The organism is Bacillus cereus group sp. BfR-BA-01492, from assembly GCF_022662815.1.
In the GTDB taxonomy this organism is placed as follows: domain Bacteria; phylum Bacillota; class Bacilli; order Bacillales; family Bacillaceae_G; genus Bacillus_A; species Bacillus_A cereus_BD.
The window spans coordinates 98,712-119,118 of sequence record NZ_JAKUEH010000001.1 but is presented as its reverse complement, the minus strand read 5'-3'; the positions used below and the strand labels follow the sequence as shown (position 1 = coordinate 119,118).

Below are 20,407 nucleotides of genomic sequence, written 5' to 3'. Positions count from 1 at the left end.
AAGCGGAGGAATTTGTAGTGCGAATATTAGTTAGTGGTGGTGGCACAGGTGGCCATATATATCCAGCCCTTGCTTTAATTAGAGAGATAAAGAAGCTACATCCAGAAGCACGATTTTTATATATCGGTACAGAAAATGGACTGGAAAGTATGATTGTTTCAAAGGCAGGTATACCATTCCAATCCATTGTAATTAGTGGATTTAAACGTAAAATATCCTTTGATAATGTGAAAACAGTTATGCGTTTTGTGAAAGGTGTGCAAGATAGTAAAAGATATATTCGTCGTTTTAATCCTGATGTTGTAATTGGAACGGGTGGATATGTATGTGGTCCTGTTGTATATGCAGCAGCAAAATTAGGAATTCCAACGATTGTGCACGAACAAAATAGTGTACCAGGGGTAACAAATAAGTTTTTAAGTCGCTATGTGGATAAAGTTGCAGTTTGTTTTGAAGCAGCTTCGGAACACTTCCCACAATCTAAAGTCGTAATGACGGGAAATCCGCGTGCATCGGAAGTAATGAATCAAAATGGAATGAAAGGGAAGCGTTCTGTTGGATTATCACTTTCTAAAAAATCGGTTCTTATTTTTGGCGGAAGCCGTGGCGCAAGACCGATTAATGATGCTTTTGTAGAAGCGATTGAACAATTTGGCAACAAAAACTATGAAGTATTGTATATTACTGGTGAAGTGCATTATGATAAAGTTATGGAAATTGTGAGAGAAAAAGGAAATCCGGATAACGTTATTATTAAGCCGTTTATTCATAATATGCCAGAGGTACTTACTGGCGTAGATCTTGTTGTTTCACGAGCTGGTGCAACGACATTGGCAGAATTGACTGCGTTAGGAAAGCCAAGTATTCTTATTCCGAGTCCTTATGTGACAAACAATCATCAAGAGAAAAATGCGAAAACAATTGTTGATAAAGGAGCAGCTAAAATGCTTCTTGAAAAAGATTTAACAGCTGAAACGCTTCTTCATAATATTGATGAAATTTTGTTAAACACTCAAACATTGCAAAATATGAAATTAGCTGCGAAACAGTTAGGAATTCCAGATGCGGCGAATAAGCTATTTGAAGTCATGAAACAACTTATGAAAAAATAACCTTAGGTGAATGTCCTGCATATTACTGTAATAAGGAGACTTAATATGGAGGAGATCATCATGAAACAATTAGCAAAGGAACTCATAGAAGCAAAGGTTGGGAAAGTGTTTCTAGATGAATCATTAGCTCGATATACAACTATGAAAATAGGTGGGCCAGCTGATATATTTGTTACACCGACAAGCATTTCTAGTATTGAAAAGATTTTAGCTTTAGTGAAGAAATATAAAGTGAACTGGACGGCAATTGGACGTGGTTCCAACCTTCTTGTTTCTGATAAAGGTATAGAGGGGGTTGTGATTCGCTTAGGAGAAGGATTAGACCATCTTGAAGTCGAAGAAGCTACTGTAAGAGTTGGTGGAGGATACCCTCTTATTAAGTTGTCAACATTACTTAGCCGCCAAGGATTAGCAGGATTGGAATTTGCAAGTGGAATTCCAGGAAGTGTTGGCGGTGCGGTATACATGAATGCTGGGGCTCATAAATCCGATATTTCGAAAATTTTAACGAGAGCTTACGTTATGTTTGAAGATGGAACAGTTACTTGGTTGTCAAAAGAAGAAATGGGATTTTCTTACCGTACTTCCGTTTTACAGACAAAGCTTCCAGGCATTGTATTAGGAGCTGAATTTCAACTCGAACGAGGAAATCGAGAAGAAATCGTTCGCATGATGCAAAAGAATAAAGATTATCGCCGTGACACACAGCCGTGGAGCCACCCTTGTGCCGGAAGTATATTTAGAAATCCGTTGCCACATTTTGCTGGAGATTTAATCGAAAGGGCTGGACTTCGTGGATATCAAATTGGTGGTGCGAAAGTGTCTGAAATGCATGGGAATTTTATTGTTAATACAGGAATAGCATCAGCTCAAGATGTTTTGGACTTAATTGGATTTGTTAAAAGAAACATCAAAGAGAAATTTGATATAGATATGCATACAGAAGTAGAAATCATTGGAAGATAACTGTTATCTGTTCCGCTCGATATCATTTATGGTATAATAAGAAGATAGAACGGCATGACAAACATGCCGTTCTTTATGTTACATAGGGGGATCGTACATGAAAAATAGTAAAATTATTAAACTACAAGATCGTGTACCAAAATTAAAAAATCAAAAGAAGAGGAATAAACCGCCTGTCAATCACCGATTAATTTTATACATATCAATTTTATTTTTATTAGTGCTCTTTTTAATTTATTTTCGGTCTCCGCTAAGTAATATAAAAAAGATCAGTGTTTTTGGTAATCATTATATGACAGATGAACAGGTTATGAAAAAGTCTGGAATAACGTATGAAACAAGTTATTTCCGAGTAACAGCACGTCAAGCAGAAGAAAATTTAAAGAAACAAATAGAAATTAAATCGGTAGATGTTAAGAAACGTTTTCCTAATAAAATTGACATACACATCGAAGAATATGTAACGATAGGTTATATTAATAAGGATGGGAAGTTACAACCGCTTTTAGCAAATGGGAAAACATTAGATATACTACCGAGCGGAAAGTTGCCTGTCGCAGCTCCAATTTTTGAACCGTTTAAAGAGGAAAAAATGAAAGAATTAATTTCAGAATTAGAAAAATTAACTCCAACTATTCTAAGATCCATTTCTGAGATTCGTTATACTCCAACGAATTCAAATGAAAGTCATCTTACCTTATATATGAATGAAGGTTATGAAGTTAGTACAACCATTCAAGATTTTGCAAAGCGAATGGAAGCTTATCCATTAATTTTGAAACAAATTGAGCCGGGTAGAAAGGCTTTCATTGATTTGGAGGTTGCCACATACTTTAAATATTTAGATGATGAAAAGAAGAAATAGTAGAATAGTAGTTTTGTTTCTTTTTAATAGCATATAAGCACGTATGTTCTTTTAGTTGGATTTTATTTAGCGATAAGGAACGATTTGCTAAAAATTATTTAGATTTTCTTTGATTCACACTAGTATTGATACAAGTTTCACTTTTCTATAAGAACATCTTAGTGTAGACTTATATTTGGCGGTAGTCTTTACACTTGAAATAGAATTATTTCAAGATAAAGCATTCATTTGTGGGTTACAGCCTATTTTAAAATGAATATGAAATAAAAATAAGAAAAATATAGGGTTAAAAAAGGGAAATGCATAAAGACGTTGAATATTTTTCTTATAAATAGTAAAGCTGCGATTGTTGTTCCATATATGGAGTTGTATGGTATAAATAAAGAAGGAGGTGCCAAAGAATGAACAGCAATGAAATATATGTTAGTCTTGACATCGGTACATCCAATGTTAAAGTCATTATTGGTGAAATGGTCAATGATGGTTTAAACATTATTGGTGTTGGAAATGTAAAATCAAATGGTTTAAAAAAAGGCTCAATAGTTGACATAGACGAGACTGTTCAATCGATAAAAAAAGCAATTGAACAAGCTGAGCGTATGGTAGGAATCCATATTGAACAGGTTGTTGTAGGTGTCAATGCAAACCAAGTGCAGTTACTCCCTTGTCATGGAGTAGTAGCTGTTTCAAATGAAGATCGTGAAATCGGGAATGAAGATGTTTTACGAGTTCTAGATGCAGCACAAGTTGTATCGATTGCTCCTGAACGTGAATTTATTGATGTGGTACCTCGACAGTTTATTGTAGATGGTCTTGACGAGATTAACGATCCACGCGGGATGATTGGTGTAAGATTAGAGATGGAAGGTACATTAATTACAGGCTCACGAACTTTACTACATAACTTACTTCGTTGTGTAGAGAAAGCGGGTCTTGAAATTGTTGATATTTGTTTACAGCCTTTAGCAGCTGCCACAGTTGCTTTATCATCAGATGAAAAAAATAGAGGAGTAGCCCTTGTTGATATTGGCGGAGGTTCTACGACTTTAGCTATTTTTAGAGATGGAGAGTTACAAGCAACAAGTGTATTGCCAATTGGTGGAGATCACATAACGAAGGATATTGCAATTGGACTAAAAACTTCAACAGAGAATGCGGATCAAATTAAACTGAAATATGGACATGCCTTTTATGACACTGCTTCTGAAGAAGAGGTGTTCACAGTTCCTATTATGGGAAGTGACCAAACAGAACAATACTCTCAACTAGAGTTATCTGATATTATCGAAGCGCGTGTAGAGGAAATTTTAATGCTTGTTCAAGAAGAGGTGCGTAAATTGGGAGTGAAGCAGGTAGCTTCTGGTTATGTGCTCACAGGTGGTATTGCTTCTATGCCAGGTGTTCTTGATCTTGCGTATGATATTTTACATGAAAATGTTCGTATCACAACGCCAGATTATATCGGTGTTCGCGAACCTCAATATACAATTGGGGTTGGATTAATCAAATACTCTTACCAAAAAGCAAAATTACGAGGAAAAAGTGTTCAAGAAACAGAGGAGCAGTTTGAACCGATGCCTGCGCCTATGTCGGTACAACAACAGCAACCAGCGAAACAAAAAACTCGTAATCAAAACAACAAAAAACAAAAAGATGAACGTATGATGTCAAAAGTAAAACGTGTATTCCAGTATTTATGGGATTAAATTTGGACACGAAAAATGAGGTTCTAGGGGGATTTCGACATGTTAGAGTTTGATACTACTCAAGATCAATTAGCGAATATTAAAGTTATCGGTGTCGGCGGTGGCGGAAATAATGCTGTGAACCGTATGATTGAACATGGCGTACAAGGTGTAGACTTTATCGCTGTGAATACTGATGCACAAGCATTAAATCTATCAAAAGCTGAAACGAAAATGCAAATTGGTGAAAAACTAACGCGTGGGCTTGGTGCTGGTGCGAATCCTGAAGTAGGAAAAAAAGCTGCTGAAGAGAGTAAAGAGCAGATTCAAGAAGCACTTCGCGGTGCAGATATGGTCTTTGTAACGGCTGGTATGGGCGGTGGCACTGGAACTGGTGCAGCTCCAGTTGTTGCACAAGTTGCAAAGGAATTAGGCGCATTAACAGTAGGTGTTGTAACACGCCCGTTTACATTTGAAGGACGCAAACGTGCTACGCAAGCAGCATCTGGTATCGCTGCATTTAAAGAAAATGTAGATACATTGATTGTCATTCCAAATGATCGCTTATTAGAGATTGTAGATAAAAACACACCAATGTTAGAAGCTTTCCGTGAAGCGGATAACGTATTACGTCAAGGTGTTCAAGGTATTTCAGATTTAATTGCAACGCCTGGTTTAATTAACTTAGACTTTGCAGACGTAAAAACAATTATGTCTAATAGAGGTTCAGCATTAATGGGTATCGGTTCTGGTAATGGTGAAAACCGTGCTGCAGAGGCTGCGAAAAAGGCAATTTCTAGCCCATTGCTAGAAACATCTATTGATGGTGCGCAAGGTGTTATTATGAATATTACAGGTGGCGCAAACTTAAGTTTATATGAAGTACAAGAAGCAGCAGACATTGTAGCTTCAGCTTCAGATCCTGAAGTGAATATGATTTTTGGTTCTGTTATCAATGAAGGATTAAAAGATGATATTGTTGTAACTGTTATTGCAACTGGCTTCGATGATAGCATTGTAGCACAGCAACCAAAACCATTAGTACGTCCAAAAGTAAATTCAAATCATGTACAACCACAGGCTGCGGTTCAACCACCAAAACATCGTGAAGTAAAACGAGAAGTGAAGCGCGAAGAGCCTGTTATGCACGATCGTAATACAGATGCAGATGATATTGATATTCCAGCATTTTTACGCAACCGTCGTAGAAGATAAGGAAATAAAAAGGAGCATTTATAAAGCTCCTTTTTATTTTGAAAACTATTACAACAAGCAAAAGGGATCTATATTTTTATAGGTCCCTTTTGCTTGTTTCCTATTCTCCGCGACAGATTCTGTCTAGAACCACCAAAATAACAAAAAAACCACTCCGCAAATTGACACACTTTCTCATTGGATATGCATTATACTAGTCTCAACTAAAAAAAAGAGGTGAATGGTTTGGTTGTTTACGCCGACATTGTTTGGTTGTTAAACGCCTGCATTGATTTTCTTTTACTTTTATTAACAGCAACTGTGCTAAAAAAGAGGATCAAAAGATGGAGGCTAGTGCTGGGAGCGTTGATTGGTTCCACAATTGTTATTTTTGCCTTTACTCCTTTTTCTTCTATGATGACACATCCAATTATGAAACTACTATATTCGTTATGCATTGTGTATGCAACATTTGGTTTTTCGAATTTTAGAGATTATGCACAGACCGTTTTTACTTTTTATTTTGTTACATTCATGGTAGGAGGAGGGTTAATAGGAACTCATTTTTTCCTCCAAACAAATGAAAAGGTAAATGGTTTGGTACAATCACAATCTATTTCTTATGGCGATCCAGTCAGTTGGATGTTTGTTGTTGTTGGTTTTCCTATTATTTATTATTTTTCGAAGAAGCGAATTGAAAATGTAGAAGTAACGAAAATTCATTATGATCAAATTATTAAAGTGAATATTAAACTTGCAGAAAATGAAATTGTGTTAGATGGTTTAATTGATAGTGGAAATCAGCTTCATGATCCATTAACGAAAACACCAGTTATGGTTATCCATATTTCATGTTTAGAACATTGTTTGCCAACATGGTTAACCGAACAAGTTTATGCGAAAACGGAGGTTCCTCAAATACCGGAAGATGATTCGGGCTGGGCGACGCGATTGCGCTTAATTCCTTTTCGAGCAGTAGGAATTGATCATCAATTTTTATGGGCTATTAAGCCTGATATTGTTCATGTTCAACATGAAGGACGAAATATCATTGTAAATAAAGTGTTACTTGGCTTAAATACACAACGGTTTTCTACTAATGGAGAGTATCAATGTATCGTGCATCCGAAGATGTTGCTATCACAAAAAGTAACGATTGCTTAATAATGAGAGGTGGGGAAACATGGTGAAATTGAAGCTGTATTTCGTTTATCTTTGGTATAAAATATTGTTGAAGTTGGGAATTAAGACCGATGAAATTTATTATATTGGTGGCAGTGAGGCATTACCACCACCTTTAACAAAAGAGGAAGAAGAAGTTTTATTAAATAAATTACCAAAAGGGGATCAAGCGGCCAGGTCTTTATTAATTGAGCGAAATTTACGTCTCGTCGTATATATAGCTCGTAAATTTGAAAATACAGGGATTAATATAGAGGACTTAATCAGTATTGGCACAATCGGCTTGATTAAAGCGGTAAATACCTTTAACCCTGAAAAGAAAATTAAATTAGCGACATACGCATCTCGGTGTATTGAAAATGAAATTCTTATGCATTTACGTAGAAATAATAAAAATCGTTCTGAAGTATCGTTTGATGAACCGTTAAATATTGATTGGGATGGGAATGAGTTGTTGCTCTCAGATGTGCTTGGTACGGATGACGACATTATTACAAAGGATTTAGAAGCTAATGTAGATCGATATCTTCTCATGAAAGCTTTACATCAATTAAATGATCGAGAGAAACAAATTATGGAGCTGCGTTTCGGGCTTGCAGGTGGCGAAGAGAAAACACAAAAAGATGTAGCCGATATGTTAGGGATTTCGCAGTCTTATATTTCTCGTTTGGAAAAAAGAATTATAAAAAGGTTACGAAAAGAATTTAATAAGATGGTATAAAGGAAGTATGAAAAAGAACGTCATATGATAGAGAATGCGAAGACCAATCGGAAGCCCGGTTGGTTTTTGTTGTTTCTTGATAGCAAAATTATGACATGCTTATGAGAAAGAGAAGAAAAACTGTATGCATAAAATTCCCTCCAAAGGAGATACTTTACACTGTACAGCAACTCCCGATAGGAGGGAACACTTTGACGAGAAATAAGGTAGAAATTTGCGGTGTTGATACAGCTAAACTTCCAGTACTAAAAAATGATGAGATGCGTAAATTATTTCGAGAAATGCAAAGTGGAGAGACAAGCGCAAGAGAGAAATTAGTGAATGGAAATTTACGACTTGTATTAAGCGTCATTCAACGATTTAACAATAGAGGAGAATTTGTTGATGATTTATTTCAAGTTGGCTGCATTGGACTCATGAAATCCATTGATAATTTTGATTTAAGTCAAAATGTTAAATTTTCAACATATGCTGTGCCGATGATTATTGGGGAAATACGAAGATATTTGCGCGATAATAATCCAATCCGCGTGTCTCGTTCATTGCGGGATATTGCGTATAAAGCATTGCAAGTAAGAGAGAAATTAATTGCTGAAAACTCCAAAGAGCCAACAGCGATGGATATTGCGCAAGTTCTTGATGTTACACATGAGGAAATTGTGTTCGCGCTTGATGCAATTCAAGATCCAGTTTCATTATTTGAGCCGATTTATAATGATGGGGGAGACCCTATTTTTGTAATGGATCAGCTGAGCGATGAAAAACAAAAGGACGAGCAGTGGGTTGAAGAATTAGCATTAAAAGAAGGAATGAAACGACTCAATGATCGAGAAAAGATGATTATTCGAAAGCGCTTTTTTCAAGGGAAAACACAAATGGAAGTTGCAGAAGAAATTGGAATTTCCCAAGCGCAAGTATCAAGATTAGAGAAGTCGGCGATTAAACAAATGAATAAGACAATTCAAGGCTAAGGTTTCCCCATTTATGGGGAGACCTTTTTTACATATAAACGCGTTTATCCCACTACTTTAGGGCAATAAGAGTTGGAGAGAAACAAGGAAGATAGATGGAAATAGGCTTTTCATCAGTAGCGGATGAAAGAATCCCTCACAGCTGAAAGTTTCGCTTTATATTCCGCTCATAGAGAGAATGTAGTGTTCATATAATGAGAATAAAATGGATTTTCTATCAGTGAAGGCTACTTCCTGTTCATGAGGGAAAAGGAGTGAATCATAATGATCAGAATTTCAGAATTTCAGATGAAAGATGTTGTAAATGTTTCGGATGGCAAAAAACTCGGAAATATTGGTGACATTGATATAGATATGCATACGGGGAAAATTCAAGCTGTTATTATTTCAAAGCAAGCACGTATGCTAGGGTTATTTGGTAGAGAAGAAGAGATTGTTATTAATTGGAATAAAATTGTAAAAATTGGTGAGGATGTCATACTTGTAAGAGCAGATCATGTCAATTCTGTAACAGAATCAATACAAACACCGACAATTTCTTAAAGAATATTACAAATTCCTCTTTTTTTTATGTTGTCATTATGGAAAAATAAAAGTATGGTAAAATAGACAGGAAGTACCATGATTTTTAAGCTATTTTAATGAAGAAGGAGCCGCTTTATGAGAGAACCATTTAAATATGTGGACGGTATATTGTATTTACAAGCATGGGAAGATCTTGGGAACATTACTGCTGGCTTTACAACAAAAGATGGTGGAGTAAGTACAGGCTCCTTTCATGCGATGAATTTAGGATTACATGTGAATGATATCATTGAGAATGTTCATGAAAATAGACGTATTTTAGCAAATAAGTTACATAAACCATTAGAAAATTGGATTTGTTCGGAACAGGTTCATGATCATCATGTAGAAAAAGTAGGACATGAAGAAAAAGGGCGCGGAGTTTATGTATATGAAGATGGGATCCAAAAGACTGATGGTATCTATACAGCTGATAAAGATGTATGTTTAACATCTTGTTATGCTGATTGTGTGCCTCTCTTTTTCTATGCACCCTCACATGGTTTGATAGGTCTTGCGCATGCTGGATGGAAAGGAACTGTGAAAGAGATTGCAAATGAAATGATTCAAAAATGGAAAGCTGAGGGCGTTTCTACTACTGACATTCACGTTGCGATTGGACCTTCGATTGGAGCGTGTTGCTATGTTGTAGATGATCGTGTCCTATCAGCAGCAAAACAAGTCATAAATGGATCTGTTCCTTATAAAGTCATTTCAGATGGACAATACGCGATTGACTTAAAAGAGATAAATCGTATAGTATGCTTACAAGCTGGCATAAAAGAAGAACATATTGTGATGTCATCTCTTTGTACAAGCTGTGAAGAACAATTATTTTTCTCGCATCGCCGCGACCAAGGAAAGACAGGAAGAATGTTGAGTTTCATAGGTTTTAAGGAGGATTGAAAGACAGTGACAGTACAAGAGAATTTAGCAGTGATACATGAAGAGATGAAACAAGCATGTGATCGAGCTGGACGCTCCATCCATGATGTGAAACTTGTTGCAGTAACAAAAACAGTTGGAATTGAAAAAACGAATGAGGTAGTAGAGGCCGGGATTACTGATTTAGGTGAGAACAGAAATGAAGGGTTTTTACAAAAATATGAGCATTTTGGCTCACAAGCCAATTGGCATTTTATCGGTTCCTTACAAACGAGAAAAGTAAAAGAAATTATTAATCATATTGACTATTTGCATTCATTAGATCGTCTTTCTCTTGCAAAAGAGATTCAAAAGCGTGCTACAAAGCCTGTTAAATGTTTTATACAGGTAAAAACATCGCGTGAAGAATCAAAACAAGGGTTACAAGCTGAGGAACTTATTGAGTTTGTTCATGCTTTGAAGGAATTTGATAAAATTGAAGTTGTTGGATTGATGACAATGGCACCATTTACGGAAGAGGAAGCAGAAATACGTGGCTGCTTTAGAGCGCTTCGCATGTTGCAACAGCAAGTACAGGAATTAAGGCTTTCATATGCTCCGTGCAAAGAGCTATCAATGGGAATGTCTAATGATTATACAATCGCGATTGAAGAAGGTGCTACATATATTCGTTTGGGAACGATTTTAGTAGGAAAAGCATAAAAGGAAGGAGAATGTATTATGAGTTGGTCAAAAGTGAAGTATTTCTTTTTTGACACGCCAGAGGAAAAAGAAGCAGCTCAATATGCTTACGAAAAGGAGCAAACAGAAATGAAAAAACAGCAAGAACCTCCAGAACAACAAGATGTACCATTTACAAAAGTACAACCGAAACAAAATGTCGTGAGCATTGAAACAGCAAAGCAATCTTCTAAAGTTGTTTTGTTAGAACCGCGTACGTATTCAGAAGCACAAGGGATTGCAGACCATCTAAAAGGAAAGCGTGCTGTAGTCATTAATTTGCAAAGAATGTCCACTGATCAAGCGGTACGCATCGTTGACTTTTTAAGTGGTACTGTATACGCTATAGGCGGGGATATTCAAAAGTTAGGACCAAAAACATTTATGTGTACACCTGAGAATGTGGATATTGTTGGAGCAATTTCCGAGTTATTCGGTGAAGAGGAAGAGACAAATATAAAGAGGTGGTAATACGCCATGATTATGATTTTAAAAGCTTTGCTCTTAGTCATTCAAATTTACTCCTGGGCGCTTATTGTCTACATTCTTCTAACTTGGTTTCCAGGCGCTAGAGAATCAGCAGTTGGTGAGTTTTTAGCCCGCATTTGCGAACCGTATTTAGAGCCATTTCGGAGAGTAATTCCACCACTTGGTGTAATTGATATTTCTCCGATTGTTGCAATTATTGCATTAAAGCTTGCTAGCAGCGGCTTAGTAACTTTATTTGGCTACTTTTTATAAGATCGGTTGCATGCATGAGCATTTACGAACATTTTAGGCCTGAAGAGGCAAGTTTTGTTGATAAAGTGTTGGAATGGAAACAAGCAGTAGAAGAGTACCATCAAGTAAAATTAACAGATTTCCTTGATCCACGTCAGCAACAAATTGTAGCTACAATAGTTGGACAGCAAGGAGATGTTTCTTTACAATTCAATGGTGCAGCGCCAAACGCGGAGAGAAAAAGGGCACTTATTTACCCAGATTATCTTGTTTTAAATGAAGAAGAATTTCAAGTAGAAGTATTAGAAATTGATTATCCTTCCAAATTTTATACGCTTGAACATAGACAAATACTAGGTGCACTTATGTCCCTTGGTTTAAAAAGAGAAAAGTACGGTGATATTTTTATTCAAGAAAATCGTGCCCAAATTGTAGTTGCAAAAGAAGTTGTTTCTTATATTGAAATGAACTTACAATCAATTGGAAAAACAAAGGTGTCTCTCTTCGTTGTATCAACAGGAAATGTTTTGCAATTGCAAGATGAATGGAGAGAGCAATCTGGAACTGTTTCGTCACTACGCTTAGATGTATTGTTAGCTGAAATTTTGCATCTATCACGTCAAAAAGTACAACCCCTTATAAAAAATGGGCTTGTAAAAGTGAACTGGAAAGTTGTAGACCAAACTTCATATGAATGTTTTCCAGGAGATATTCTGTCGGTCAGAGGACATGGAAGAAGTAAATTGTTTTCGGTCGAAGGAAGAACGAAAAAAGACAAATGGCGAGTTTTGTATGGTATACTAAAATGATTGATTTTTTAGAAGGAAAAACTCTTATTTTGTCGAAGAAAAGATATAATTAAAAGAGGAAAATTTAGATAACTACTTGGAGGTGGCGTTTGTGCCGTTAACACCATTAGATATTCATAATAAAGAATTTAGTCGCGGATTTCGTGGCTATGATGAAGATCAAGTAAATGAATTTCTTGATCAAATCATTAAAGATTATGAATTAGTCATTCGTGAAAAGAAAGCTTTAGAAGAGAAGGTTGCTCAATTAGAAGGAAAGCTAGATCATTTTTCTAATATTGAGGACACGCTAAATAAGTCTATTGTTGTAGCGCAAGAAGCAGCGGAAGAAGTAAAACGCAATGCACAAAAAGAAGCAAAACTAATCGTTCGTGAAGCGGAAAAAAATGCGGATCGAATCATTAATGAAGCGTTAGTGAAATCAAGAAAAGTTGCCTTTGATATTGAAGAGCTAAAGAAACAAGCAAAAGTGTTCCGTACTCGTTTCCGCATGTTATTAGAAACACAGCTTGAAATGCTAAACAACGACGATTGGGACAAGCTCATTGAATTAGAAGACGAAGTGGACGAACTGTTGAAAAAAGAAGAAACAGTGTAAGCTTGACGTTTTTCTCATTATTACATATAATTTTAAACAACATATTGATTAAGAAAAACGAAGATAGGGATAAGTACCTTTTTCACCCCTTATAAAGCGAACTGAGGATGGTGTGAGCTCAGGATAAGGAGATAAATGGGAAATCACCCTGGAGTTCCGCGCTGAAAAAATGAGTAAGCGTAGGCGTATATTCGCGTTAAGAATATAAAGTGAATCATGTGCATTCGTATATGATTTAATAGGGTGGTACCGCGGGAGACTTTCTCGTCCCTTTTTGGGATGTGAAAGTCTCTTTTTTATTTCGTTTTTAAGTCTTTTTATGATACATGTAAGGAGGAATTGAGCATGGAGTACAAAAATACATTACTGATGCCAAAAACAGAGTTCCCAATGCGTGGGAATTTACCAAAACGTGAGCCTGCAATGCAAGAAAAATGGGCTGAAATGAACATTTATGAAAAAGTACAAGAACGTACAAAAGGACGTCCTTTATTCGTATTACACGATGGTCCTCCATATGCAAATGGTGATATTCATATGGGACACGCACTAAATAAAGTATTAAAAGACTTTATTGTACGCTATAAATCAATGACTGGTTATTGTGCTCCTTATGTTCCAGGTTGGGATACGCATGGTTTACCAATTGAGCAGGCTTTAACGAATAAGGGAGTAAAGCGTAAAGAAATGCCGGTTGCAGAATTCCGTAAATTATGTGCGGAATATGCATACGAACAAGTAAATCGTCAGCGTGAACAATTTAAACGCCTTGGTGTACGTGCGGATTGGGATCATCCATATATTACTTTGGAACCAGCATATGAAGCACAACAAATTAAAGTATTTGGAGAAATGGCGAAAAAAGGCTATATCTATAAAGGACAAAAACCTGTTTACTGGTCTCCCACGAGTGAATCTGCTTTAGCTGAGGCTGAAATTGAGTACAAAGATAAAAAATCAGCATCTATTTACGTTGCATTTGAAGTGAAAGATGGAAAAGACGTATTAGAAGGTGACGAGAAATTTATCATTTGGACAACGACGCCTTGGACATTGCCAGCTAACTTAGGTATTTCTGTTCATCCAAAACTTGAATATAGCATCGTTAAAGTAAAGGATGAAAAATATATCATTGCTTCTGAACTGTTGGATACAGTGGCAAAAACATTAGAATGGGAAAACCCTGAAGTTGTTAGAACAGTAAAAGGTAGTGAACTTGAATATACAGTTGCAAAACATCCATTCTATGACCGCGATTCTTTAGTTATGCTTGGCGAGCATGTAACGACAGATGCTGGTACAGGTTGTGTACATACAGCACCTGGACACGGGGAAGATGATTTCATTGTTGGGCAAAAGTATGGTCTAGAAGTTCTTTGTCCGGTTGACGATAAAGGTGTATTAACAAGTGAAGCACCTGGATTTGAAGGCTTATTCTATGATAAAGCAAACAAACCAATTACGGAAAAATTAGAAGAAGTTGGCGCATTGTTGAAATTAACATTTATTACGCATTCATATCCACATGACTGGAGAACGAAAAAACCAATTATTTTCCGTGCAACAGCACAATGGTTTGCATCTATTGAGGCATTCCGCAGTGAATTATTACAAGCTGTGAAAGAAACAAAATGGGTACCAGCGTGGGGAGAAACTCGTCTTCATAATATGGTTCGTGACCGCGGTGACTGGTGTATTTCGCGTCAACGTGCATGGGGTGTACCAATTCCTGTGTTCTATGCGGAAAATGATGATCCAATTATTACAGATGAAACAATTAATCATGTAGCAAACTTATTCCGTGAACATGGTTCTAACGTATGGTTTGAACGCGAAGCGAAAGATTTACTACCAGAAGGATTCACACATCCATCTAGTCCAAATGGTGAATTCCGTAAAGAAACAGATATTATGGATGTATGGTTTGATTCTGGTTCTTCTCACCAAGCTGTATTAGAAGAACGTGACGAGTTGCAACGTCCGGCTGATTTATATTTAGAGGGATCTGACCAATATCGTGGTTGGTTTAACTCTTCGTTATCAACAGCTATTGCTGTAACAGGTAAAGCACCATATAAAGGTGTGCTAAGCCACGGCTTCGTACTTGATGGTGAAGGTCGCAAGATGAGTAAATCAATCGGAAACATTGTTGTACCGAAGAAGATTATGGATCAATTAGGTGGAGATATTTTACGCCTTTGGGTATCTTCTGTTGATTATCAGTCTGATGTACGTATTTCAGATGATATTTTAAAACAAGTTGCAGAAGTATATCGCAAAATCCGTAATACATTCCGTTTCCTATTAGGAAACTTAGCTGACTTTAATCCGGTTCAAGATGCAGTAGCAAAAGCGGAACTGCGTGAAGTAGACCGCTATATGTTAGTGAAATTAAATGACTTAATTGCGAAAGTAAAAGAAGCGTATGAAACTTATGACTTTGCGGCAGTATATCATGCAATTCATAACTTCTGTACAATCGATTTAAGTTCATTCTATTTAGATTTTGCAAAAGATATTTTATACATTGAAGCGACAAATCATCATGATCGTCGTGCAATTCAAACAGTGTTATATGATGTTCTTGTTGCGTTAACGAAACTTGTAACACCGATTTTACCTCATACGGCTGATGAAGTGTGGCCATATATTCCAGGTGTGACAGAAGAGAGCGTCCAATTAACAGATATGCCAGAAGCTATCGAATTAAAAGGTGCGGAAGCATTAAAAACAAAATGGGATGCATTTATGACGCTTCGTAGTGACGTGTTAAAAGCACTAGAAGTGGCGCGTAATGAGAAAGTGATTGGTAAATCATTGACAGCTAGCATTACATTATTCCCAACAGCAGAAATGAAAGAAATGTTAGAATCTATTCAAGAAGATTTAAAACAACTATTTATCGTTTCTGAATATAAACTTGGTGGAACGATGGAAGAAGCACCAGCGGATGCACAAAAATATGAACATACGGCCGTTCTTGTTACACAAGCAAACGGTGAAACTTGTGAACGATGCTGGGTTGTTTCTGAAACAGTTGGCAACGATGACGAGCATAAAACATTATGTGAGCGTTGTGCGACTGTTGTGAAAGAGAATTATGTAAAATAATCATATAAAAAACTGATCGCTCATATAGCGGTCAGTTTTTTTGTATATCGTGTATGATATAACAAGTACAAAGTTACTTATGAAAAATGAATGAAGCAAAATAGAAGAACTTCCTATGAAGGAAAAATGTGTGTGCGGTAAGTAAGTGGAATTCGGATACACTAACGGTACATTGCAGCTAGGAGGAATGTACACGTGAATGAAATCTATATGGACATAAAACGAGAATTACAAGTGATGAGAAAAGAATTACAGGAGCGATTGGCAAAGGAAGTAAATCGTACATATCAGATGGAATTTGGACAAGAACTGGGATATGAAATACAACTAGATGCAAAGAAGAAATTACTTTTACATGATATAAGAGAGGACTTAAAAGATGTTGAGCGAGCATTATTTAAAATGGAGATTGATATGTATGGTGTTTGTGAAGAAACAGGAGAAATGATTTCTTTAAAACGTATGAAGATGTTGCCAACAGCTCGTACCATTTATGAATTTTCATATGAAAAAGTAAATGTGTAATTCGCACAACGATATTATAGTACCTTTTTTCATTTTATTTTATTCTTCGATAAAGGTTCATTGTGAAAAGGTAGCAGCTATGCTAAAATTTTGAGGTACACTGTCTTTGTGGGGGAAATGAAATGATATATTATTTAATAGCGTTAGTTGTTATTGCGATCGATCAAATATCGAAATGGTTTATTGTCAAGAACATGGAATTAGGTGCAAGTATCCCGATTATCGATAATGTATTATACATAACATCACATCGAAACAGAGGAGCTGCTTGGGGTATTTTAGAAAACAAAATGTGGTTCTTCTATATCATTACAGTTGTTTTTGTAGGATTTATTGTCTTTTATATGAAGAAGTATGCAAAAACAGATAAACTGTTAGGGATTTCTCTCGGTCTTATTTTAGGTGGAGCGATTGGTAATTTTATTGATCGTGTATTTAGACAAGAAGTAGTGGATTTTATTCACGTGTATATTTTTTCATACAATTATCCGGTATTTAATATAGCTGATTCGGCTTTATGTATTGGTGTTGTATTAATTATTATTCAAACATTATTAGAAGGAAAGAAAATGAAGGAGTAATTGAATGAGCGAAGTAGTACAAGTAACAGTTTTAGAAGAACAGAAAAACGAACGGATTGATAAATTTGTTGCAAGTGTAAATCATGAGTGGTCTCGAACACAAGTACAACAATGGATTAAAGACGGCGTCATAACAGTAAATGGAAAGACGGTTAAAGGAAATTATAAAGTAAAAGAAAATGATGAAATTACAGTAACAATTCCGGAACCAGAAGAATTGGATATTCGTGCCGAAGATATGAATTTAGAGATTTATTACGAAGATGCGGATGTACTAGTTGTTAATAAACCGCGCGGTATGGTTGTACATCCAGCACCGGGGCACACGAGCGGTACACTTGTTAATGGCTTAATGCATCATTGTACAGATTTATCAGGTATTAACGGTGTCATGCGCCCTGGTATTGTACACCGCATTGATAAAGACACATCAGGTTTATTAATGGTTGCGAAAAATGATATGGCGCATGAATCTTTAGTAAATCAGCTAGTAGAAAAAACAGTGACGAGACGCTATAAGGCAATTGTGCATGGTGTAATCCCGCATGATAAAGGAACAATTGATGCGCCAATTGCTCGAGATAAGAAAGATCGCCAAAGTATGGCTGTTGATGAAAATGGGAAGCATGCAGTTACGCATTTTCAAGTGTTAGAACGATTTAAGGACTTTACGCTTGTCGAATGTCGTTTAGAAACAGGGCGAACACATCAAATTCGTGTTCATATGAAATATATTGGATATCCTCTTGCTGGGGATCCGAAATATGGTCCGAAAAAGACATTACATTTAAATGGACAAGCGCTTCATGCGGGAATTTTAGGATTTAATCATCCGCGTACAGGTGAATATTTACAGTTTGAAGCACCTGCACCAGCTATATTCGAGGAAACATTAAATATTTTACGGAAATAGTATTGACAAAACGAATAAAAACTGCGATACTAACAACAGTTAAATAATGATCCTTTAACACAGCCCCGTGAGGTTGAGAAGGTAACGGTTTGAAATACTTAGGGTATGCTTGTACCCTTTTTTCAAAAGTCCTCTCGCACACGCTGGGAGGACTTTTTTTATACGATTCCTCTCACGCAAAAAAAGCTTGGAGGTGTAAAGCATGAAAGAAAAAGCTGTTGTTTTAGATGACCAAATGATTCGTCGCGCTTTAACGCGTATTAGTCACGAAATTGTGGAGCATAATAAAGGTGTTGACCAATGCGTTTTAGTCGGAATTAAAACGCGTGGAATTTTTCTAGCAAAACGTTTAGCAGAAAAAATTAGTCAGATTGAAGGAAAAGAGATTGAAGTTGGAGAGTTAGACATTACGCTATATCGTGATGATTTAACGCTACAATCTAAAGATAAAGAACCGCTTGTAAAAGGCTCTGATATTCCTGTAGATATTACAAAGAAAAAAGTGATTCTTGTAGACGATGTATTATATACAGGGAGAACAGTTCGCGCTGCAATGGATGCACTAATGGATTTAGGAAGACCATCACAAATTCAGTTAGCTGTTCTTGTAGATAGAGGTCATCGTGAGTTACCAATTCGCGCTGATTATGTAGGGAAAAACATTCCAACATCAAGTGAAGAACGTATTGAAGTTGATTTGCAAGAGACAGATCAACAAGATCGAGTAAGCATATACGAAAAGTAAATCCCTTTTAAATGTAGTCCTGTGAGGCTGCCAAAGGGTCTTGGCTTTCATATGTCAAATTTGTCATATGAAAGTATAGGACTCTTTGTGCACAGGCACAAAGAGTTTTTTTATTATAAAGTTTTAAACTGAAGGAGGATATAACAATGGAGCAAAAGCCAGTGTTAGACATTCATGAAGTACCGAAACCGGGAAGATGGTTATTTTTAAGCATACAACATTTGTTTGCAATGTTCGGATCAACAGTACTGGTTCCATTTTTAACAGGATTAAATCCATCAGTAACTTTAATCTCCAGTGGATTAGGAACATTAGCGTTTCTTCTTATAACAAAAGGGCAAGTACCTGCCTATTTAGGATCATCGTTCGCATTTATTGCTCCGATTATAACGGCAAAAACCGCGGGTGGGCCGGGAGCAGCAATGCTCGGTGGTATGCTAGCAGGACTTGTTTATCTCCTAGTTTCGCTAGGAATTAAAAAATCAGGATCAGCTTGGATTATGAAATTACTTCCTCCAATTGTAGTTGGTCCAGTTGTAATGGTTATCGGTTTAGCTTTAGCGCATACGGCTGTGAATATGGCAATGAATGATGCGGATGGAAAATATAGCTTCACACACTTCTCAGTAGCATTAGTTACATTAGCAATTACGATTATTTGCTCCATATTTGGAAGAGGATTTTTCAGTATTATACCGGTATTGATTGGAATTATTGGCGGATATATTTTTGCATACTTCCAAGGGCTAGTCGATTTAAAGCCAGTAGCTGAGGCAAGATGGTTTGATGTACCAGACTTTGTTGTACCGTTTGTAACATATACCCCGGAATTTTCTTGGAAGATTATGCTTCTAATGGTTCCAGTAGCACTGGTAACGATCTCAGAACACATTGGACACCAAATTGTACTTGGAAATGTTATTAATAGAGATTTAATTGCAAAACCAGGCTTACATCGTTCAATCTTTGGTGATGGTGTAGCAACATTAATAGCATCTGTAATTGGTGGACCACCGAATACAACATATGGTGAAAATATCGGAGTGCTAGCAATTACAAGAGCGTATAGTGTATATTTATTCGCTGGATCAGCAATCTTCGCAATCGCGTTTGGATTTATCGGTAAGATTGCAGCGCTGATTCATTCGATTCCAACACCAGTTATGGGCGGTGTCTCCATCTTACTCTTTGGTGTCATCGCATCAAGTGGTTTACGCATGATGGTGGACGAAAAAACAGACTTAAGTGACAAACGTAACTTAATGATCGCATCTGTTATTCTTGTCATTGGTATAGGCGGTGCAGTGCTTCATATCGGAGAATCATTCCAAGTAGAAGGAATGGCGCTTGCAGCAATTGTAGGCGTGCTGTTAAATCTACTATTACCAGAAATGAAAGAAAAACAGCAATCTAAGCGGATTGCTTCATAAAAATGAACCTTTTAATTCAGTCCTGTGAGACAGAAAAGGGTGGCTTCTTTCTTGCACCCTAGTCTCACATGACTAGGGTATTTTTATGCGATTATTGTTATAGAAATACG

General features: G+C 36.6%; 21 protein-coding genes and 1 other annotated feature. All 21 genes read left to right on the top strand.

Annotated elements, in window-relative coordinates:
- Positions 1–17 precede the first annotated feature (17 nt).
- The gene (murG, locus tag MR063_RS00595; RefSeq protein WP_242192778.1) at positions 18–1,112 is read left to right on the top strand and encodes an undecaprenyldiphospho-muramoylpentapeptide beta-N-acetylglucosaminyltransferase; all 1,095 of its coding nucleotides are present in this window, start codon (positions 18–20) and stop codon (positions 1,110–1,112) included.
- 60 nt (positions 1,113–1,172) lie between these two features.
- Positions 1,173–2,078 carry a UDP-N-acetylmuramate dehydrogenase gene (gene murB / locus MR063_RS00590; RefSeq protein ID WP_242192776.1) on the top strand — a complete coding sequence of 302 codons (906 nt, stop codon included), beginning with the start codon at positions 1,173–1,175 and terminating at the stop codon, positions 2,076–2,078.
- A 97-nt stretch (positions 2,079–2,175) separates the two neighbouring features.
- Entirely contained in the window at positions 2,176–2,943 is a 768-nt protein-coding gene (gene divIB / locus MR063_RS00585; protein ID WP_242192774.1) for a cell division protein DivIB, read from the top strand.
- Positions 2,944–3,344: 401 nt separating this feature from the next.
- Positions 3,345–4,649 carry a cell division protein FtsA gene (gene ftsA / locus MR063_RS00580; protein WP_242192773.1) on the top strand — a complete coding sequence of 435 codons (1,305 nt, stop codon included), beginning with the start codon at positions 3,345–3,347 and terminating at the stop codon, positions 4,647–4,649.
- Between the two features lie 39 nt (positions 4,650–4,688).
- Entirely contained in the window at positions 4,689–5,843 is a 1,155-nt protein-coding gene (gene ftsZ / locus MR063_RS00575) for a cell division protein FtsZ (RefSeq protein WP_242192772.1), read from the top strand.
- Between the two features lie 225 nt (positions 5,844–6,068).
- On the top strand, positions 6,069–6,986 hold the full coding sequence (spoIIGA, locus tag MR063_RS00570) for a sigma-E processing peptidase SpoIIGA (RefSeq protein WP_242192769.1): 918 nt from the start codon (positions 6,069–6,071) through the stop codon (positions 6,984–6,986).
- 19 nt (positions 6,987–7,005) lie between these two features.
- A complete protein-coding gene (gene sigE / locus MR063_RS00565; protein WP_242144482.1) occupies positions 7,006–7,725 on the top strand; it encodes an RNA polymerase sporulation sigma factor SigE in 720 nt (239 codons plus the stop codon).
- 191 nt (positions 7,726–7,916) lie between these two features.
- Positions 7,917–8,696 carry an RNA polymerase sporulation sigma factor SigG gene (gene sigG, locus MR063_RS00560; protein ID WP_012094993.1) on the top strand — a complete coding sequence of 260 codons (780 nt, stop codon included), beginning with the start codon at positions 7,917–7,919 and terminating at the stop codon, positions 8,694–8,696.
- A 264-nt stretch (positions 8,697–8,960) separates the two neighbouring features.
- Positions 8,961–9,239 carry a YlmC/YmxH family sporulation protein gene (locus tag MR063_RS00555; protein WP_012094992.1) on the top strand — a complete coding sequence of 93 codons (279 nt, stop codon included), beginning with the start codon at positions 8,961–8,963 and terminating at the stop codon, positions 9,237–9,239.
- Between the two features lie 117 nt (positions 9,240–9,356).
- Positions 9,357–10,166 (top strand): peptidoglycan editing factor PgeF, encoded by an 810-nt coding sequence (gene pgeF, locus MR063_RS00550; protein ID WP_242192768.1) that lies wholly within the window; start codon positions 9,357–9,359, stop codon positions 10,164–10,166.
- Between the two features lie 6 nt (positions 10,167–10,172).
- A complete protein-coding gene (locus tag MR063_RS00545; protein ID WP_242192767.1) occupies positions 10,173–10,847 on the top strand; it encodes a YggS family pyridoxal phosphate-dependent enzyme in 675 nt (224 codons plus the stop codon).
- Between the two features lie 18 nt (positions 10,848–10,865).
- Entirely contained in the window at positions 10,866–11,336 is a 471-nt protein-coding gene (locus MR063_RS00540) for a cell division protein SepF (protein WP_242144485.1), read from the top strand.
- 6 nt (positions 11,337–11,342) lie between these two features.
- Positions 11,343–11,606 carry a YggT family protein gene (locus tag MR063_RS00535; RefSeq protein WP_242144486.1) on the top strand — a complete coding sequence of 88 codons (264 nt, stop codon included), beginning with the start codon at positions 11,343–11,345 and terminating at the stop codon, positions 11,604–11,606.
- A gap of 14 nt (positions 11,607–11,620) precedes the next feature.
- The gene (locus MR063_RS00530; RefSeq protein WP_242144487.1) at positions 11,621–12,394 is read left to right on the top strand and encodes a YlmH family RNA-binding protein; all 774 of its coding nucleotides are present in this window, start codon (positions 11,621–11,623) and stop codon (positions 12,392–12,394) included.
- A gap of 91 nt (positions 12,395–12,485) precedes the next feature.
- On the top strand, positions 12,486–12,992 hold the full coding sequence (divIVA, locus tag MR063_RS00525) for a septum site-determining protein DivIVA (protein WP_097895105.1): 507 nt from the start codon (positions 12,486–12,488) through the stop codon (positions 12,990–12,992).
- Positions 12,993–13,043: 51 nt separating this feature from the next.
- Positions 13,044–13,267: a binding site (T-box leader), on the top strand.
- 70 nt (positions 13,268–13,337) lie between these two features.
- Complete coding sequence (ileS, locus tag MR063_RS00520; RefSeq protein WP_242192766.1) at positions 13,338–16,103, top strand: isoleucine--tRNA ligase; 2,766 nt, start codon at positions 13,338–13,340, stop codon at positions 16,101–16,103.
- Positions 16,104–16,298: 195 nt separating this feature from the next.
- Positions 16,299–16,628, top strand: a complete 330-nt coding sequence (locus MR063_RS00515) for a TraR/DksA C4-type zinc finger protein (protein ID WP_242144489.1) — start codon at positions 16,299–16,301, stop codon at positions 16,626–16,628.
- A 122-nt stretch (positions 16,629–16,750) separates the two neighbouring features.
- Positions 16,751–17,209, top strand: a complete 459-nt coding sequence (gene lspA / locus MR063_RS00510) for a lipoprotein signal peptidase LspA (RefSeq protein WP_242144490.1) — start codon at positions 16,751–16,753, stop codon at positions 17,207–17,209.
- 4 nt (positions 17,210–17,213) lie between these two features.
- Positions 17,214–18,122 carry an RluA family pseudouridine synthase gene (locus MR063_RS00505; RefSeq protein ID WP_242192764.1) on the top strand — a complete coding sequence of 303 codons (909 nt, stop codon included), beginning with the start codon at positions 17,214–17,216 and terminating at the stop codon, positions 18,120–18,122.
- Between the two features lie 202 nt (positions 18,123–18,324).
- Positions 18,325–18,867, top strand: a complete 543-nt coding sequence (gene pyrR, locus MR063_RS00500; RefSeq protein WP_242192756.1) for a bifunctional pyrimidine operon transcriptional regulator/uracil phosphoribosyltransferase — start codon at positions 18,325–18,327, stop codon at positions 18,865–18,867.
- A gap of 146 nt (positions 18,868–19,013) precedes the next feature.
- On the top strand, positions 19,014–20,297 hold the full coding sequence (locus MR063_RS00495; protein ID WP_242192748.1) for a solute carrier family 23 protein: 1,284 nt from the start codon (positions 19,014–19,016) through the stop codon (positions 20,295–20,297).
- The last annotated feature ends 110 nt before the right edge of the window (positions 20,298–20,407 follow it).

Coding starts and splice junctions, on each gene's coding strand:
- murB (WP_242192776.1), top strand. CDS start 1,173: ATGAAACAATTAGCAAAGGAACTCATAGAAGCAAAGGTTGGGAAAGTG.
- divIB (WP_242192774.1), top strand. CDS start 2,176: ATGAAAAATAGTAAAATTATTAAACTACAAGATCGTGTACCAAAATTA.
- ftsA (WP_242192773.1), top strand. CDS start 3,345: ATGAACAGCAATGAAATATATGTTAGTCTTGACATCGGTACATCCAAT.
- ftsZ (WP_242192772.1), top strand. CDS start 4,689: ATGTTAGAGTTTGATACTACTCAAGATCAATTAGCGAATATTAAAGTT.
- sigE (WP_242144482.1), top strand. CDS start 7,006: ATGGTGAAATTGAAGCTGTATTTCGTTTATCTTTGGTATAAAATATTG.
- MR063_RS00555 (WP_012094992.1), top strand. CDS start 8,961: ATGATCAGAATTTCAGAATTTCAGATGAAAGATGTTGTAAATGTTTCG.
- pgeF (WP_242192768.1), top strand. CDS start 9,357: ATGAGAGAACCATTTAAATATGTGGACGGTATATTGTATTTACAAGCA.
- MR063_RS00540 (WP_242144485.1), top strand. CDS start 10,866: ATGAGTTGGTCAAAAGTGAAGTATTTCTTTTTTGACACGCCAGAGGAA.
- MR063_RS00535 (WP_242144486.1), top strand. CDS start 11,343: ATGATTATGATTTTAAAAGCTTTGCTCTTAGTCATTCAAATTTACTCC.
- MR063_RS00530 (WP_242144487.1), top strand. CDS start 11,621: ATGAGCATTTACGAACATTTTAGGCCTGAAGAGGCAAGTTTTGTTGAT.
- ileS (WP_242192766.1), top strand. CDS start 13,338: ATGGAGTACAAAAATACATTACTGATGCCAAAAACAGAGTTCCCAATG.
- lspA (WP_242144490.1), top strand. CDS start 16,751: ATGATATATTATTTAATAGCGTTAGTTGTTATTGCGATCGATCAAATA.
- MR063_RS00505 (WP_242192764.1), top strand. CDS start 17,214: ATGAGCGAAGTAGTACAAGTAACAGTTTTAGAAGAACAGAAAAACGAA.
- pyrR (WP_242192756.1), top strand. CDS start 18,325: ATGAAAGAAAAAGCTGTTGTTTTAGATGACCAAATGATTCGTCGCGCT.
- MR063_RS00495 (WP_242192748.1), top strand. CDS start 19,014: ATGGAGCAAAAGCCAGTGTTAGACATTCATGAAGTACCGAAACCGGGA.